Consider the following 16,794-nt stretch of genomic DNA (forward strand, 5'->3'; position numbering starts at 1 on the left):
GCCGGCCGGTGAACCGGTCGACGTGACGGACTTGGACGAGCGGGCCGCCGGTCTCGGCTACCAGTTCGGACCTGCCTTCCGGGGGCTGCGGCAGGTGGGGCGGGCCGGGGGCGAGGTGTACGCCGAGGTCGAACTGACCGGCGGAGCGGCGACTTCGCCGTGCACCCCGCCCTGCTCGATGCCGCGTTGCACCCGCCGCTGCGTGATGACGGCGGAGGTGACCCGGCCAAGATGGGCCGGGTCCGCCGCTGTCTGTACGAGGGCGTTGTCCAGACTGCCGAAGACTCCCGCACACAGTCCGATGACCGCAGCCAGCACCACGGCGAGCCACAGCGTAGGCACCAGCGCGATCGTGGCCGCGCCCGCGCAGCCCCCGAGCGGCGTCCCCGCCATCATCAGGCCGGAACGGGGCAGCCAACCGGCGATCGCGAGCAGCGCGGCGCTGGCCGCGGCACCTGCGCTGAAACGGCTGACGATCCAGCCGCAGCCGGAAGGGCCCCAGCCGCGTTCGGCGTCGAGGAGCACCATGCCGACGTTGAGGGTGCCGATGAGGCCGAGTTCGCAGATGGCGCCGGCGGCGACGAGCGGGCCGACGAGGCGGTGGCGGCGGATGTAGCGCAGGCCATCGAGCAGGTCCTGCCGCGCGGTGCCGGGCTTCGTCTGCTCGGCGCCGCTGGCCCCGAGGGGCCGTATCCGTATCGTCAGCAGGAGCGGCAGGGACAGAGCGATGAGCAGTCCGGCAACGGTGAAGGCGGTTGCGGGTCCGCCGAGTCCCATGGCCAGGCCACCGATCGGCGGGCACGCGACCTGGCTGAGCGCATCGACAGCGAGCGCATGCCGGTGACCCGGGCCAGCTGATCAGGGGCGGTGATCCGGGGTGAGAGAGTGCCGACAGCGGGTACGAACAGTGCGTCGACGGCGCCGAGGACGAGCGCCACCGTGACCAGGATCCACCAAGCCAGAGCCGTCAGTGCGATCCCGGCGGCCACTGCCAGGATGAGGAGGCAGCGCAGCGTTCGAGTGAAGATCCGACTGGACCTCGGTCAGTCGATGCCTTCGACGATGCGGAAGTCGCGCTCGACGCCGTCGGAGAGGGCGAGCAGCGCCTCCTGGTAGGCCGCACTCTCGTGCGCCGCGACGGCCTGCTCGAAGCTGTCGAACTCGATCAGGACGGTGCGCTCGGCGATTCCGGCGTCATGCGCCACGACCCGACCGCCACGGACGAGGACCCGGCCGCCCCCGGCCTTGACGGCCGGACCAGCCAGCTTGTTGTAAGCAGCCAGCTTCTCGGGGTCTGAAATGGTGCGGTAGACGCTGACCCAGTAGCCCTTGGGCATGGAACCTCCAGTGTCGGGATGAGTGCATCTGACTTACGGGTTGGTCTCGGACGAGCGTCGGCGGGCGAGAGCGAGGCTTGTCAGCGCCGTGATCACCATGGCGCCGATGCCGACCAGCGCCGCGGTGGTGTAGGCGCTGTCGTCGGGGAAGAGGTGGCCGGGGCCGGTGCCCGCGGCGAGGATCAGGCCGCCGAGGGCGCTGCCCAGCGAGTACCCGACGCTGCGGACGACGTAGTTGAAGCTCATGGCGCTCGACGTCTCGCTCTTGGGGGTGACGGCCAGGATGACGCCGGGCATCGCGGCCGAGAAGCCGCCGACGCCGAAGCCGAGCACGCCCATCGCCGCGAACAGTTCGGCCAGGTCCGACCGGGCCGCCGCGAACAGGGCGAACCCGCCGCCGACCACGACAGCGCTGCCGGCCAGGAGCAGGGGGTCGGCGATCCGCGTCCGGGCCCGCGGCGTGAGCTTGCCGGCGACGAACCCCAGCACCGAGAACGGGATGAGGACCAGCCCGGCGACGAAGGTCGTCAGCCCGAAGCCGTAGCCGGCGCCGTGCGGCGTCTGCGCGTACCGGGTGACGAGCGTGAGCAGGAGGTACATGCCGATCCCGCCGACGAACATGGCGAGGTTCGCCCCGGCGACCGCCGGGTGCCGCACCGCCCGCACATCGACCAGGGGCGTCGTGCTGCGCAGCTCGATGACGGCCCAGACGCTGAGCAGCACCACCGCGACGACGGCGAGGCCCGCCGCCACGGCGAGGTGCCGGCTCCACAGATTCCGTTCGCCGGCGAGGAACAGCACCAGGAGCAGCGCAGCGGCCAGGACGACCGCGCCTGCCACGTCCACGTGGGCGGAGCGGCCTTCGGGGGCTTCGGGCATGGATCGCCACGCGGTCAGGAGGGCGGCGGCGGTGACGACCAGGCCGAGGCCGTAGGCGGCCCGTACCCCGCCGAGCTCGGCGAGCAGTGCGGCCAGCGGGTAGCCGACGCCGGCCCCGATGATCGAGACCACCGAGATCAGGGCGATCACGGCCGCGCTGCGCTCCTCGGGGAGGTGGTCCCGGGCCACGCCCATCATCAGCGCCGTCAGCCCGAGCCCGACGCCCTGGGCCGCCCTGCCGGCCAGCAGCCACGCGAACGGCAGCGGCAGCACGGTGAGCGCGCTGCCGGCGACGACGACCGCCAGCGTGGCGAGGATCGTGGCCCGCCGGTGCGGGCCGGCTCCGAGCCGGCCCAGGACCGGCGTGGCGACGGCGCCGCTGAGCAGCGCGACGGTCAGCGTCCACTGCGCGCTGCCGAGCGAGACGTGGAACGACGTCGCCACGCTGGTGATGAGCGGCGTCCCGAGGCTGGCGACCGCCGCCACGACCAGAGCGATGAACGTCAGTGCGGGGACCAGCAGCCGCGCCTCGGAACGCGCCACCGGGAACGCCTTCGCCGCGACCCCGCCGACCGGCTGCCCGGTCACTGCTTCGGCCCTTCGCGGTCCTGGCTTTCGAGCTCTGCCAGATGCTTCAGCGCCGGCAGGGCCGCCACCAGCGCCTCGACCTCGTCGCCGGTGAGCTCGCCGATCAACCGCTCGAACGCGTGGACGCCCGCCTGGCGCCGCGTCCGGACATAGGAGGCGCCGGCCTCGGTCAGGCACACCAGCGTGACCCGCTTGTCGGACGCGTCGCCCCGCCGCTCGACCAGGCCGGCCTGCTCCATCACCCGGACCAGGGCGGTCATCGCGGGCTGGGTGACGCCCTCGACCGCGGCCAGATCGGTGATGCGCCGCGGGCCGGTCCGGTCCAGGGTGGCCAGGGTGGCGGCGGACGTCAGGCTCATGTCCCGGGGCAGGCGTCGCGCGGCCCTGGTGGCCAGGCCGTAGAGGGCTGCCCCGATGGCGGCGGACGCGCCAGGAGCGGTGTCTTGACGACTCATGCTCAAAGCATAACATTTTTATATTCATAGTTTATGGAAGTGGCCGACTGGCGCGAGCGGCCTCGATCCGCACCCGCGACGGCGGCCGGCCATGTGCTCGGTGCGCGGCCGGAACCTGCCGCGCCCGTCGACCAGGAAGTGCTCGTCCAGCACCTCCGGCGCGTGGTGGGCCATGGCCGTCTCATGTGGGTGAAGGACGACGGCACCCGCGAGCGGGTGACCTTCCGGTTCCTGGCCAACCATCCGCAGTGCCGGCCATCGTCTCGGCCGTCGTCGGCGGGGGCGGACCGGGGCCGCCAGCGCAAGGCGCCTGAGGACCTGACAGCGGGCCGGCTGGGGCTGATCGAGCTGCGGATGGCTCACCTGCCGGAAGTGGCGACCGGGTTCCGCTCCGGTGACCCGTTCCGCCCGGGCCCGGGCGAGCCGGGAGACGAGTACGACCCGGCGACGACGACGTTCACCGAGCGCCGGCACGCGAAGGTGGCGGAGCTCGCGGCCCTGGATCCGCAGCCCGCGAAGCCGCTGGGGCTGGGCCGGGTCGGCTACCGCACGCTGATCCGGTGGGAGAACGCCCGTCAGCCCCGGCCGGCCGAAACGGCGAGCACAGCAGTACTTCACCGAGCTCATCCTGCTCGCCGGACCGGTCATGATCTGCTGGCCGCGCGTCCAGGCGGTCGGCACCACCCGCCAACTCGCCGCGGCCGTCGACCGACACCTCGCCATCCAGGAGAGAGCCGGCTCCCGTCCCTACCGCTCCAGCGGGGCACTCGCCGACGCCCTTGCCTGCGCCGGTCTCCTCCAGGTCACCGATCGCATCCTGACCGCCAGCGACCTTCGCGAAGCACTCGCCCCGCTCGCACCCGAGGAGAACCGGACCGGCAGCGGAATCCTGCCCACCCGGCACCTGCTCTGGGGACAAGAACTTCAAAGCGATCTGGACAGCGGACAGCACGAATGCGTGCAGGGGCAGGAACCTCCGGGTGGGGAGGGTGAAGGTGAAGAAGGGGGCGGCCCGCGCGGGCTGGGCCCGGGGTCAGCGCTCGGACTTGGGAGGCCGCTGCATCAGCGCGGCGGCGGCCTCGCCGAGGGTGACCTTCTGATTCAACAGGGCGGAGACGACCTGGGTGATCGGCATCTCGACGTCGTGGGCGCGGGCCAGGGCGAGGATCGCCGCCGCGGACTTGACGCCCTCGGTGGTCTGCCGCGTGGCGGCCGTCACCTCCTGAACGCTCAGCCCGGTGCCGAGGTGGGTACCGAAGGTGCGGTTACGGGAGAGCGGAGAGGAGCAGGTGGCCACCAGGTCGCCCATGCCGGCCAGGCCGGAGAAGGTGAGCGGGTCGGCGCCCATGGCGATGCCGAGGCGGGTGGTCTCCGCCAGACCACGGGTGATGAGCATGGCCTGGGCGTTGTGGCCCAGTCCCATACCGGAGGCGATGCCGACCGCGAGAGCGATGACGTTCTTCACCGCCCCGCCCAGCTCGCAGCCGGTCACGTCGGTGGAGGTGTAGGGGCGGAAGTAGCCGGTGTGGCACGCCTTCTGGAAGCGGTGGGCGGCGCCCTCGTCGACGCAGGCGACGGTGGCCGCGGCGGGCTGGCCGTCCATGATCTCGCGCGCCAGGTTCGGGCCGGACAGCACCGCGACCCGGTCGGCGTCCACGCCGGTCACCTCGGTGATGATCTGGCTCGCCCGCAGGTGGCTGCCCTGCTCGATGCCCTTCATCAGCGACACGATCACCGTGTCGGGTCCGATGCGCGGCGCCCACGCGGCGAGGTTGGCCCGCAGGCTCTGCGCGGGGATGGACAGCACCAGGAAGTCCACGCCGTCCAGGGCGGCGGCCGGGTCGGTCGTCGCGGTGAGGTCGGTGGGCAGCTCGATGTCCGGGAAGTAGCCGGGGTTGCGGTGGGTCGTGTTGATCGCGTCGGCGATCTCGTCCCGGCGGGCGTGCACGGTGACGCCCGTTCCGGCGTCGGCCAGGATCTTGGCCACGGCGGTACCCCAGGAACCGGCCGAGAACACCGCAGCACGGGTAGAGCGGTGAGGGGTCACTGGGGGCCTCTCGTCGGGGTGGCCGGGTCCGGTCATCGTATCGGCCGCAACGGGCCCGGCCGGGGAGGGCGGGGCGTCGCAGGGTCAGCACCACGGCGCGGCGGCCCGGCAGTGCGGGCAGCGCCTGGCGGGCCTCGCGCAGCATGTTCTGCGTCTGGCCGTCGCCCAGCTCCCTGCGCAGGTCGTCGGCGCGGGCGACCCACAGTCGGTAGAGCCGCTCCCACAGTGCGGACTCGGTGGGTTGCTCGTCCACGTGCTCCCCCGTGAGGCCGGCGGCGCGGGCCTGCTCCGTCCAGGAAGGGGCGGCGCCCTGCCGCGTGGCCCGGATCATCGCCAGTCGGCCGCCCGGGGCCAGGACGCGGCCGAGTTCGCGCACTGCCACGCTCGGGTCGGCGGCGCCGCCGAAGGCGTCCACGCACACGATCCCGTGGGCGCGGGCATCGGGCAGGCCGGTGTTCTCCAGTGCGGCGACGCGGAACGCGGCTCGCTCGGCGGGCAGGCCGAACCGGAGGCGCCGCTCGGCGGGCAGGCCGAACCGGAGGCGCCGCTCGGCGGCCTGGGCGATGGCGACGGTGGACAGGTCGAAGCCCTCCAGGCGCAGGGCGAGAGCGCGGGCCAGCCACAGACCGACGCCGCCGGTGCCGCAGCCCGCGTCCGCCAGGAGCTGGCCGGGCCGCGCATCCTGAGCCGCGCGGTCATCAGCCCCAGCCGGGGCCAGTCGCAGGAGCTGGAGGCGGCGACCTCAACGGGGTGGTCCTCGCCCATTGCCGCGGCGGACAGCCGGGCGACCAGATCGGTGCGGGCGCGGGCGGCGTGGAAGGCGTCGTACTGCGCGGAGCGCCCGCCGCCCGGCGCGGGCGAGACGCCGGGCAGTGCCGTGGTGGTGGGGCTCATCGGGGTATCGACCTTCTGATCCTCGATCGGGCACCGGGGCAGAGCACCTGCACGGCGTGGACGGGGGAGCCCTGGGCGGACAGGTCCAAAACCACCAGCACGTGCTCGACCCGGCGCGCCACGTGGGTCACCTCGGCGAAGCCGCCGCCCACCGGGGTGAAGTGGCCGGTGGCCTGCGGCCACGACGTCAGCCCGGTGGTCGTGGCGGGAGGGAGGGGGTGGTGTCGAACGAGGCGGGGTCTCCGGGCAGGTCGCCGCGGGTTCCGGCGATGGCGGTCAGCCGGGACTGCGCGGCCTCGGTCAGCGCCCGGGTCAGCGCGATCGCCGGACTGATGTGGCAGCCGCCGCCGGCGAAGACGACCGGCAAGTCCTCCGACCACAGGTAGGCGACGCACACCGGCAGTCCGTACGGGCCGGCCACCAGCGAGATCTCCAGCGCCCTGCCCGCGGTCGGCAGCTGGTCCACGACTTCACGGCCGTGCGGGTCGTCGACCGTGCCGGGCTCGATGAGGGTGCGCCGCCGACCGCCCGCCTGCCCGTCCCGGTGGAGCACGTCCCGCGCTGGGTACGAACACGGGGATCCGCGCGATCGTGGCGACCGGCGAGCACGGCGAGAGCGAGGCGGCGCTGTGGCACGTGCGCCGGCACTTCATGACCGTCGACAACCTGCGGACCTCCGTGCGCAAGCCGGTGAACGCCACCTTCACCGCTCGGGATGCCGACTGGTGGGGCACTGGCACCGCATGCGCGAGTGACGGCAAGAAGTTCGGGTCCTGGTCCGGCAACTTCACGACCGAGTACCACGCCCGCTACGGCGGCAACGGCGTGCACTCGTCCGAACCGCTGGTAGATCGCGTCGTCCCGGAGGGAGGCTGTGTCCCATGACGACAACTTTGATCACAGGCGCCAACAAGGGCCTCGGCCACGAGACCGCCCGCCGCCTGATCGCCGCGGGTCACACCGTCTACCTGGGAGCGCGCAGCCCCGAGCGGGGCGAGGCTGCCGCCGCCGCGCTCGGCGCCCGGTTCGTGCAGCTCGATGTCACCGACGACACGTCGGTAGCGGCCGCCGCGGCCACCGTCGAGGCCGACGGTGGCCTGGACGTCCTGGTCAACAACGCCGGTATCGAGGTGCTGTCCCCGGACGGCGACATCATCGGCGCCGCGGAGTTGACCGCCGACGTGATGCGGGAGGTGTTCGAGACCAACGTCTTCGGCCTGGTCCGGGTGACCCACGCCTTCCTGCCGCTGCTGGAACGCTCCGCCGCCCCGGTCGTGGTCAATGTCAGCAGCAGCCTGGCCTCGCTGGCCCTGGCCGGCAAGGGATACGCGGGGGTCGCCTACCCGGCCTCCAAGACCACGGTCAACATGCTCACCGTGCAGTTCGCCAAGGCGTTCCCGCGCATGCGGATCAACGCCGTGGAGCCCGGCTACACCGCGACGGACCTGAACCGGCACCAGGGCATGCAGACCGTCGAGCAGGGCGCCGAGATCATCGTTCGCATGGCCCAGCTGGGACCGGACGGCCCGACCGGCGGCTACTTCGACGTGGCGGGCCCACTGCCCTGGTAGCCGATGGGGCCGTGGCCCGCCCCGTCGGCGGGCACGACTTCCGGGTCCGCAGCGGGATGTGCCTCGATGCGCTGGGCCGGCTGAGCACAGGCACTGTCCTCGTCCGCCGCGGCCCAATGAAGGTCAGCACGACACGCGCCTCAGCGCCGGACCGGGCGGACCGGGAGCGCTTCGACGCTGTTGCCGATGAAGCTGCGCTGGCGGGGCAGTTCGGTCTCGGGAACGGCGAGGTCGAGGTCGGGGAAGCGGGTGAAGAGGCGTTCCAGAGCGATCGTGGCCTCGAGGCGGGCGAGCGGGGCGCCCACGCAGTAGTGCACGCCCTGGCCGAAGGAGAGGTGCCGGGCCGCGCCGGGCCGGGTGACGTCGAAGCGGTCGGCGTCCGGGCCGTGGAAGGCCTCGTCGCGCCCGGCGGCGGTGTAGCCGGCGAGGACCGGGGTGCCCTGCGGGATGACGGTGCCGCCGAGGGCCAGGTCGCGGGTGGGATAGCGGAAGGGGAACCAGCTGACCGGGCCGTCCCAGCGCAGCGTCTCGTCCACCACGTCCGACCAGGTGGCCTTGCCCTCCAGGACCAGCTCCAGCTGGTCACGGTGGGTGCAAAGTGCCCGTACGGCATTGGTGATCAGGTTGAGGGTGGTCTCGTGGCCGGCGACCAGCATCAGACGCATCGTGCCGATGAGTTCGGCCTCGCCGAGCCGGTCGCCGTCGTCGTCGCGGGCGGCTATCAGGGCGCTCGTCAGATCGTCGCCGGGGGCGGCCCGGCGGGCGGCCGCGATCGTGCCGAGCAGCTCGACGAGTTCGCGTACGGCGGCCATCACCTCCGCGGGGGTGGTGTCGGTGGCGATGATCACCGTGTAGGTAAGGTCGTGCAGCCGGCCGCGGTGCTCGGGGTCCACACCGAGCAGCTCGCAGATGACGCTCATCGGGAGCGGGAGCGCGAAGTGGGTGCGAAGGTCCGCGATGCCGTCCGGGTCAGCGGCGGCGGCGCGGCCCAGGTCGTCGAGGAGGCCGGCGGTCAGCTCCTCGATGCGCGGCCGCAGCCGCTCCACCTGGCGGCTGGTGAAGGCGTTGCCGACGAGGGAGCGCAGTCGGCGGTGGTCGACGCCGTCGGCGGTATGCATGCCCTGGGCATTGGCGAAGACCCGCAGCGGCCAGTCAGCGGGGATCGTGCCGTCGTTCAGAGCTGGGCAGTGGCGGGCGTCCTTGGCCACGTCGGGGTGGGCGAGGAACTCCTTGAGCGCGTCGTGCCCCAGGACGACCGCCGCGGGCACCCCGCCGGGCAGGACGATGTCCGCAACGGGTCCCCGGGCCCGCAGGCCGGCGTTCAGGGCGTGCGGGCAGCCGCCGGCGGGATCGACGACGTGAGCGGGCGTGGGAGCGGGGATGTGGGTGGACAAGCCGGGACTCCTGACCGTATGAATGATTATCGGCCAACAGTGCGGTGTCGGGGGCCGCTTGTACAACTCCGTCCCGCCGACGTCCGGGCCGAGAGGCCCGGCCCGGCCGGCCCGGCCGGCCCGGCCGGCTTCCGAACTCTGAAACGCGTGACGCGCGCAGGTCTCTTCAGCGGTCACAGGGTGGGGCTCAGCGGTCACAGGGTGGGGCTCAGCGGTCACAGGGTGGGGCAGCGATGTATCGCGCCGGGGCCTGTGCCCGCCTTGATGCCGAGGCCTCGAAATACCGCCTGGCTTCACGGGCCGCACGTCACGTGCGGGTCAGCCGCCCTGTCCGGCGTTTCCGACCGGGCCGACCTTCACCGGGGAGCCGGTGCCGTCCGTGACGGGCAGCGTGGCGGCGCCCGGCCAGTTGAGGGTGACCGTCTTCGTTTCGTCCGGAGGGGTCACCAGCAACCCCGTGACGCGGACGCCGGAGCCGCCCGACTCGTTGATGGGGTAGTTGATACCGAAGGCCGTCGACTGGCCGTCCTTGAGGATGAGTGCGTTGGTCTGCTCTCCGTTGCGCTTCGCGGACAGCACCCCCGAGCTGGTCTTCAAGTCGACCCCCGCGTACCCGGAGATCGCGCAGTCGCGGCCGCCGCCGTTCTTCAGCTGCACCGTGACCGTGCCGTCGGGGTCGCCGTCGATGGTGGTGTCCTTCGCCGTGATCTCCAGCTCGTCGGTTCGGCACTTACCGGCCTTGCCGTTCGCGTCGGAGCCGGTCCCGGCGGCCGTGCCCTGCCCGCCGGAGCCGCTCCCCGCAGAGCTGCTGCCCGCCGAGCTCTTCCCCGCGGAGTCCTTCCCGCCGCCTTGATCCGAGCCGCCCGAACCGCCCGAGCCGCCCGAGCCCGAACCGCCGCCCTGAGAAGCCACGGTGGACGCGGACGACGGGTCGCTCCGCCCCGCGCCGTCCTGGTCGCTCTGGCACGCCGTGAGTGAGAGACCGGCGACAACGGCGAGGGCTGCGAAGGTGAGCTTGTGGACGCGCATCATGTCTTCCTCGGTATCGGTAGGGGGTGCCGGCCCGTCGGTACGAGTCGGCGTGAGCGATCGCTTCTGATCACCAAGAGCCGCCCGGCCCCGCGAGCCGTTCCGGCCAACCACCCCTTAGTACGTTCCCGTTACACACACAGCCCGGTACGCCCCGTCCGTACCCGCCCCTCCCCCGCCGTCGACCGGCACCGCGGAACAGGGGCCGGAACACAGCTCGACGAACCGCCGAGGCGTCTTCCGCCGCACGCGCCGCCTCGGCTCAGGGGCCGGGCTCGGGGTCCGGTGGACGGAAGGACGCGAGGATGCTCAGGAAGCGTTCGGAGCCGCGGATGACACCGGGCCTGTCACTGCCGGGCTGAGCGGGCTCCACGCCCACCGCTTCGATCGCGCCCTCATGGATCCACAGCACGTTCGAGCTCAGCCGTTCTGCGGCCGGTGCCTTCTCCCAGTTGTCCCGAACCACCGAGGAGTAGCCGACCAGCTGGGAGTGGAGGAGGGGCCCGTCCACGGCCTGGAGATAGAAGGACTCTTCGTGCGGGATCATGGCGAGGATGCCGAGGGGAGTCGGCCGGCCGAGGACCTCGGCCGCACGCAGCACATGGGTGCAGGTGAAGCCGGCCTCGCCCTCCACACACACGACCGGATTCGCTTTCCCGTCGGTGTCGAGCCGGACGGGTTCGGCGCGCAGATTGTCCAGAGCGATAGCCCACACCTCGTCCTCGGTGACGCCCCAGGAACGGAACTGGCCCGGCGGCACGGCGGCCGAGAGGTCGGCGTCGATGCGGAGCACGACGACGGCGCTCAGCTCGGTGGTCAGGGGCGACGTCAGGGCGTGTTCCTCGCCGACGGTGTCGGCGGGCACGACGCGCGGCAGGATCAGCCGGCGTACCTCGTCCAGGCTTGCCCGGTACAGAGCCTCTCGCCGGTCGCGGATCTCGAGCTGCCGCGTGAGGTGGGCGACCGTGGCGGCACGCCAGTCCTTGTGGGCCAGCGGCCTGACGATCATTGCGATCTCGGCGAGGTCCAGCGGTATGCCGGGCTCGTCCTCCGCGCCGAGCCGCAGATGCCGCTCGGCGCCGAACTGCATGGGTGGTCCTGAGTTGTTGCCGTCCAGGAAGACGTCGTTGAGCAGGTCCTGGAACGCTTGCCAGTCGGCGGGAGTGAACCAGGAGCACCAGGGCGGCACCGGGGAACCGGCGTGAGCGGTGGCTTTCTTCGCTCTTCGGAAGAGAGGCATGGCGGAAGGGTAGAGGGCGCGAATCACCCTGTTAGCCCACATTCAAGGCATACCTGGGTGGGGTTCAGGCCATCGCATACGGCGTCACCGTGCGGACCGGCGTATGCGGGGAGCGGCTCCTGCCGGCAGTGCCCTCGTCGGCTGCCGTCGCTCAGCCACGATCCCCACGGCAACCGGGCCCCGGCCGATACCGGCGGCAGGGGCTTCCGCTCGCCGAATCCGGCAGGCGGGTGCCGTGGCTGGGACCCGCGGATCGGCAGCGGCCCCACCCTCCCACGGCTACTCCCTACCGCCCGCCCCAGGGAGAAATCTGCGACCCGGGCACGTTCATCGGTGCGCTCAGGTGCGATGCCGGCGTCTGGAGTATCCGGGCCAGGTCGCGGCTTATGCGTTCGGCTTCTCCGCGCACCTGGGCGGGGACGTCACCGCGCTCGGCAACGAGTCGGCTGAAGATGGGAGTCTCCTGGAACACGCGGGATCCGCTCTCTGTCGAGGTGGCCGCCCGGGCGGCGGCCCGTTGGCCTTGGGGTGATTACAGCTGGGCAGCTCGGTGGTCGCGCCTTGAACGCCGTGGACGAACAGACCGTGGGGGCGGTGGCCATCCCGGCGACATCCTAGGCCAACTCGTCCCCACGGCTGTCGGGTGGAGGCCCTGACAGGGAGCACCCCCACCAGGTCACACTGTGACGGACCGGGTGCGTCGCGACCGGCAGAAACCCGCTGCGCCCGACTCATCGACAACCGCGCCCCAGTGACGAACCTCGTGCGAGGCTCGGACTCGATGCAGTCCCCCACTCCCCCGCCGAAGGCGCACGCCTGCGGCCGCACACCCCCCGGGCGTACCAGGGTCTGTCGCGAAAGTGGATCAAGGCCGTGGATGATCGCCGGCCGTTGGAGAGAGGTGATCTGACGCACAGCCAGTGGGACCGGCTTGAGCCGCTGTTGCCGATGGGCAAGAAGCCGGGCCGACCGCCGGTGTGGACGCGGCGGCAGCTGATCGACGGCATACGGTGGCGGACTAGAACCGGCCTGCCGTGGCGCGATCTCCGGGAGCGATACGGCCCGTGGGACCGGGCCTACGACCTGTTCCGGCGCTGGCAGCGCGATGGCACCTGGCAGCGGATCTTCGAGCAGCTTCACGCCGAAGCCGATGCGAAAGGCCTGATCACATGGGACGTGAGCGTGGACTCCACGATCGCCCGCCCCACCAGCACGCCGCTGGGGCGCGTAAAAGGGGGATCTGCAGAAGGAGCCTCCCGGTGGCGTCGGCAGCGAACTCGACGACCACGGCCTCGGGCGCTCGTGGCCGTACAGCCGGCCGCGCGCCGCCGCCTCCGCGCGCGGTGGGCTGACAACGAAGCTTCACCTGGCGGTCGAGCAGGGGCAGAAGCCGCTGTCTCTGCTCGTCACCGCCGGTCAGCGGCACGACAGCCCGCAGTTCCAGCCGGTCCTGGATGGCATCCGCGTGCCCCGTATCGGCCCGGGTCGGCCGCGCAACAAGCCGGACAAGGTCCGCGCCGGCAAGGCGTACGGCTCTCGCGCGAACCGCGCCTACCTGCGCAGACGCGGCATCCACTGCACCTTCCCGGAGAAGGCCGCCCAGATCCGCAACCGCAAGAAAGGCCATCAACGAAGGGCTGTGAGCAGCACCTTAACAACTGCCCCTGGGCGAGGTTGTCGGTGACGCGCTGGAGCACGGAGACCGCAGTCGCGTACTCCTCCTCCGTGATGTCGCCGAGGAGTTCCGCGCGCACCCGGTCCATGTGTTCCTTCGCCGTCGCCAGGCCCTCGCGGCCCTGCTCCGTGAGGGTCAGCCGGCCGTCCGTGCCGATGCCGAGCCAACCCCGGTGTACGAGGGCGTCGGCGGCGTGGACCATCACCTGGGTGCCCATGCCGTAAGGCACGGCCAAGGCGCGGATCTCCTCCCTGGTGAGGCCGTGCTCGGCCCGGACGATGTTGTTGAGCGCCCACCACTGGGGCTGGGTCATGTCGATGCGTGCCAGGGCGGCCTGCGAGCTCCGTAGGATCGCCTCGGTGGCGCCCCAGGCGACCAGGGCGATGGGCCGCTGGCCGAGCATGGTGGTGCTGTGCTGCGGGGTGCTTACGGTCGTCATGATCGCCAAGCTAGGACCTCAAGTGCGGTTGAGGTCAAGGCCGGTTCAGATCATCCTGGCTGCGACGGTGCAGCGCCAGTGGGTGAACGTGCGGGATCGCCGGGGGATCTCCTGCATTTCCGCGAGGGCCTTCCGTTAAGCCGCGAGTCATTCGCACTTCTGGCGGGATCACGGCAACAATCCCGGTTCCGGCGGACCGAGTCGCAACCGTCAGAAGCTCCTGCGCAGTGGCGCCGCCGCCACGAGGTGCGAGGAACTTGCCGTGCGTCAAGTGGCAACTATGCTGGTCGCAGTCCTCAACGAGCGGCCGTGACCAGCACTTTCGCAACAGACCCTAAAGGGTGTTGCAGAAGGCTTGGTGAGGGCGGGTCTGAGTGGTGTCCGAGCCTGTTGTCTCACCGTGCCATGGCGAGGTTGTGCATGGTGGCGACTGCTTGGACGGCGCGGTGGAGGCCGTCGCCCCGTTGGCGGCAGTCGCGAGGATCTTCCCGTCCTTCATCCGGGCGAAGGTGTGCTCGACGCGGGCCCGCACGCGCCGGTGTTCGGCGTTGTCTTCCTCCTGAGCTCGCGGGAGGGGTCCTCCGGCGGTAGGCGCCGTCCGCGATCACCGTGGTGCCTGCCGCCACGGCTGGCAGGTCCGACGCGCGCCGGACGTGTGCGTCCGCCTTGTTGCGGAAGACACCACGGCCGGCCACCACCAGGGCCGTCGCCGCCCCTCTCCCGCACCACCCGCAGCAGCCTCACGAAGCGACCCATCCGCAACCCGGTGAACGTCTCCCCCCACACAGGCTCAGCCCTCAACACTCCACCCGTACAGGCAAGATGTTCGCCACCAAGCCTTCTGCAACACCCTTTCGTACTCCAGCCATAGATCGTGATCTTGCTGATCGGGAGGGGGCGTCAGCCGGGGACGGCCACTATTCCAGCCACGTCCCGTCGCGCATGATGACTCTGCCGCGTAGTTCCGATACGCCCCGCCAGGCCCGCACGCTCTTCGGCACCACGCGCACGTACAGGAAGGAACCCTCCTCCACACGCGGGTCCCACCCGAACTTGGCGGCGAACGCCTCCGCCGCGGCTTCGGGCACATCCTGGTCCAGGAAGCTCTCCGCCTCACCCTGAAGAAGCACCACATCGAAGGTGTCGGGCAGCGCCAGGCGCACGCGCGGCTCCTCGCGGACGTTCCGCGCAGTCGCGGAAGTGGCACTGGTGCACATCCACACTGCACGCCCATCCCACAAGAACCACAGCGGCACCTGGTGCGGCCCGTGATCAGGATGTGCTGTCGATACCCATACATCCCGCTCGGTAACGAGCCGTTCCAGAGTGTCGCGCCTACGCTCCGCCGCCTGGCGGCGAACAAGCCCCGTGGTCTGCATGGGTCCCGACCTTAGCCAGCAGGCTCAAAGCGCGCATGAGGCGAGGGACCTACGCCCGGCGACCGATGAACCCCTCAGCCTCTGACTCGGGACGGCCAGTGCAGGCGGGCTGACAGACGGGTGCGGCCACCGCTGATCATCGTGTGTTGTGTGGACAAACGAAGAGACCGTGGTCGCAGACCACAGCGTAGACCCTGCCCGCAGGCAGGAGGTGTTCGAGGTCCCGATGGGCCGGATAGCGGGCCGGTTTGCGCGGGTTGAGCCCCGGCGCCGGGAGCGGGACCTGGTACTGGGGCTGCTGTCGGACCTGCCGCGCAAGAACTGCTGGTCGATCGCCGAGTGGGTCGGGGAGGCGAGTCCGGACGATATGCAGCACCTGCTCGGCCGGGCCAGGTGGGACGCCGACGCCGTGCGTGATGACGTGCGTGAGTACGTTCTGGAGCATCTGCACGATGAGGACGCGGTGCTGGTGGTCGACGAGACCGGGGACGTGAAGAAGGGTGCGCACACCGTCGGTGTCCAGCGCCAGTACAACCGGCACCGCTGGCAGAATCGAAAACGCGCAGGTCGCCGTCTATCTGGTCTACGCAGGTCGCCGTCTATCTGGTCTACGCAGGTCGCCGTGGGTATGCGGCGGTGGACCGTGAACTGTACGTTCCGCGCTCGTGGACGCGCGCCCCGGGCCGCTGCCGGTCCGCCGGGCGGGAGGAGATAACTGCGTTCGCGACGAAGCCGGAGCTGGCCGCCCGGATGATCGGCCGGTTTCTGGACGCCGGGCACCGTGTGGGCTGGGTCGCGGGTGACGAGGTCTACGGAGGCAATCCGAAGCTGCGGGCGCCGCTGGAAGAGCGCAAGGTCGGCTATGTAGTCGCCGTGGCCTGCTCTGCCGAAGTCACCATCGGTGCGGGGAAGTTCCGCGGACCCTGGCCGCGAAGGTACCCAGGCGGGCCTGGCAGAAGCTGTCGGCAGGAGCCGGCGCCAAGGGGCACCGTTTCTACGACGGGGCCGTCATCGAACTTGCCCACACCTTCCTCGCCGTCGTCCGCACCGACGAACACGCCCACGATCCCGCCCCCAACGTGCCGATCCCGCTCACCCGGGCCGTAGCGGCGGGTCGACAGGCCGCCGAGCATGCGCTCCATCGCCAACCCGGGCGACGATCTCGGTGCGGTTGAATTGTCCGGGAAGACACCCGAGGCCTACCCCGGGGCCGGATTCAGGTAAGGGGACCACCACCTCAACTTCTACGAGTCCCAGGACAACATCAAGACTGCCTCCGCAGAGGTTTGATCACCTGGAATGCGACCGCTCCCCCTGTTGCTGCTGTGGCGTGGTGGAGCGGTCTGCCTTTTACTTGTAGATATACAGAGAGTGGCCGGCGCCAGGCCTGGGCACTGGTCGATCTGGACACCTGACCAGAGGGCGCATCGGATCGGCCAACCCGAGCGCCCAGTCACCCCCACTGGTGTCCCGATCCAGCACTTCGTCTATCAGATGCGTCAGCTCCGCGAGCACATCGGCCATTCCGGCTACTACCAGATGGCCCAGGTCGCGCATTCCCGCGGAAGGTGAGCTTATGCTGAAGCTTCGAACATGGGGCACGGCCGGGCTCGTGCTATTGGCAGTCACCCTGGCCCCCGTTTCAGACCGTGCGCTGGCCGCCACTTCAGACGCTAACCTGTCCACTGCGGTCTACCTGTCTGACGGGTCGCGGTTCCCGGGATGGTCACAGTGGAGCGACCGAGACGGTGGCTGGATCGACGGAACCCCATGGGTCGCCGGGGACTTCAATGGCGACAAGAGAGCCGATCTTGCCACTGTCTGGAACAACGGCGGCTCAAACACCATAACCGTGAGCCTATCGACC

13 protein-coding genes and 5 pseudogenes are annotated in these 16,794 nt (G+C 71.0%); 6 read left to right on the forward strand and 12 right to left on the reverse strand.

Annotated elements, in window-relative coordinates:
• Positions 1-204 precede the first annotated feature (204 nt).
• The 7 genes and pseudogenes from ACZ7KF_RS38335 to ACZ7KF_RS38365 form a co-directional block, all read right to left on the reverse strand.
• Positions 205-1,016, reverse strand: a pseudogene (locus tag ACZ7KF_RS38335) (MFS transporter); the annotation flags it as partial.
• Positions 1,017-1,043: 27 nt separating this feature from the next.
• Complete coding sequence (locus ACZ7KF_RS38340) at positions 1,044-1,337, reverse strand: DUF1330 domain-containing protein (RefSeq protein ID WP_471086191.1); 294 nt, start codon at positions 1,335-1,337, stop codon at positions 1,044-1,046.
• Between the two features lie 33 nt (positions 1,338-1,370).
• Positions 1,371-2,804 (reverse strand): MFS transporter, encoded by a 1,434-nt coding sequence (locus ACZ7KF_RS38345; protein WP_471086194.1) that lies wholly within the window; start codon positions 2,802-2,804, stop codon positions 1,371-1,373.
• A complete protein-coding gene (locus ACZ7KF_RS38350) occupies positions 2,801-3,163 on the reverse strand; it encodes a MarR family winged helix-turn-helix transcriptional regulator (protein WP_471086271.1) in 363 nt (120 codons plus the stop codon). Before ACZ7KF_RS38350 ends, ACZ7KF_RS38345 begins: the two co-directional genes overlap by 4 nt.
• Positions 3,164-4,292: 1,129 nt before the next feature.
• Complete coding sequence (locus tag ACZ7KF_RS38355) at positions 4,293-5,342, reverse strand: NAD(P)H-dependent glycerol-3-phosphate dehydrogenase (protein WP_471086196.1); 1,050 nt, start codon at positions 5,340-5,342, stop codon at positions 4,293-4,295.
• 271 nt (positions 5,343-5,613) lie between these two features.
• Positions 5,614-6,030 (reverse strand): annotated as a pseudogene (locus tag ACZ7KF_RS38360) (class I SAM-dependent methyltransferase); the annotation flags it as partial.
• Between the two features lie 357 nt (positions 6,031-6,387).
• Positions 6,388-6,753 carry a YcaO-like family protein gene (locus ACZ7KF_RS38365; protein ID WP_471086199.1) on the reverse strand — a complete coding sequence of 122 codons (366 nt, stop codon included), beginning with the start codon at positions 6,751-6,753 and terminating at the stop codon, positions 6,388-6,390.
• A gap of 38 nt (positions 6,754-6,791) precedes the next feature.
• On the opposite strand from ACZ7KF_RS38365, the gene ACZ7KF_RS38370 reads away from it, so the two are divergent.
• Both ACZ7KF_RS38370 and ACZ7KF_RS38375 read left to right on the forward strand, forming a co-directional pair.
• The gene (locus ACZ7KF_RS38370) at positions 6,792-7,085 is read left to right on the forward strand and encodes a Tn3 family transposase (RefSeq protein ID WP_471086203.1); all 294 of its coding nucleotides are present in this window, start codon (positions 6,792-6,794) and stop codon (positions 7,083-7,085) included.
• On the forward strand, positions 7,082-7,771 hold the full coding sequence (locus ACZ7KF_RS38375) for an SDR family NAD(P)-dependent oxidoreductase (RefSeq protein WP_471086207.1): 690 nt from the start codon (positions 7,082-7,084) through the stop codon (positions 7,769-7,771). The genes ACZ7KF_RS38370 and ACZ7KF_RS38375 overlap by 4 nt, the downstream gene beginning before the upstream one ends.
• Positions 7,772-7,911: 140 nt before the next feature.
• On the opposite strand, the gene ACZ7KF_RS38380 is transcribed toward ACZ7KF_RS38375, so the two are convergent.
• The 3 genes from ACZ7KF_RS38380 to ACZ7KF_RS38390 form a co-directional block, all read right to left on the reverse strand.
• Positions 7,912-9,165 (reverse strand): cytochrome P450 family protein, encoded by a 1,254-nt coding sequence (locus ACZ7KF_RS38380; protein WP_471086210.1) that lies wholly within the window; start codon positions 9,163-9,165, stop codon positions 7,912-7,914.
• 318 nt (positions 9,166-9,483) lie between these two features.
• Entirely contained in the window at positions 9,484-10,194 is a 711-nt protein-coding gene (locus ACZ7KF_RS38385; RefSeq protein ID WP_471086274.1) for a DUF4232 domain-containing protein, read from the reverse strand.
• Positions 10,195-10,456: 262 nt separating this feature from the next.
• The gene (locus tag ACZ7KF_RS38390) at positions 10,457-11,434 is read right to left on the reverse strand and encodes a DUF1444 domain-containing protein (RefSeq protein WP_471086213.1); all 978 of its coding nucleotides are present in this window, start codon (positions 11,432-11,434) and stop codon (positions 10,457-10,459) included.
• A gap of 948 nt (positions 11,435-12,382) precedes the next feature.
• Between ACZ7KF_RS38390 and ACZ7KF_RS38395 the strand changes: the two are divergent.
• Positions 12,383-12,502: pseudogene (locus ACZ7KF_RS38395) on the forward strand (transposase); the annotation flags it as partial.
• A gap of 325 nt (positions 12,503-12,827) precedes the next feature.
• Positions 12,828-13,118 carry a transposase gene (locus ACZ7KF_RS38400; RefSeq protein ID WP_471086277.1) on the forward strand — a complete coding sequence of 97 codons (291 nt, stop codon included), beginning with the start codon at positions 12,828-12,830 and terminating at the stop codon, positions 13,116-13,118.
• Between the two features lie 825 nt (positions 13,119-13,943).
• Here the strand turns inward: ACZ7KF_RS38400 and ACZ7KF_RS38405 are convergent.
• Together ACZ7KF_RS38405 and ACZ7KF_RS38410 are read right to left on the reverse strand one after the other, a co-directional pair.
• Positions 13,944-14,304 (reverse strand): annotated as a pseudogene (locus ACZ7KF_RS38405) (hypothetical protein).
• Between the two features lie 161 nt (positions 14,305-14,465).
• The gene (locus ACZ7KF_RS38410; RefSeq protein ID WP_471086216.1) at positions 14,466-14,927 is read right to left on the reverse strand and encodes a pyridoxamine 5'-phosphate oxidase family protein; all 462 of its coding nucleotides are present in this window, start codon (positions 14,925-14,927) and stop codon (positions 14,466-14,468) included.
• Positions 14,928-15,096: 169 nt separating this feature from the next.
• On the opposite strand from ACZ7KF_RS38410, the pseudogene ACZ7KF_RS38415 reads away from it, so the two are divergent.
• Positions 15,097-15,946: pseudogene (locus ACZ7KF_RS38415) on the forward strand (IS701 family transposase); the annotation flags it as partial.
• Positions 15,947-16,503: 557 nt separating this feature from the next.
• Positions 16,504-16,794 (forward strand): hypothetical protein (locus ACZ7KF_RS38420; protein WP_471086219.1); only part of this gene is annotated, 291 nt, incomplete at its 3' end.

It is taken from the genome of Streptomyces sp. NPDC038200, from assembly GCF_055600785.1.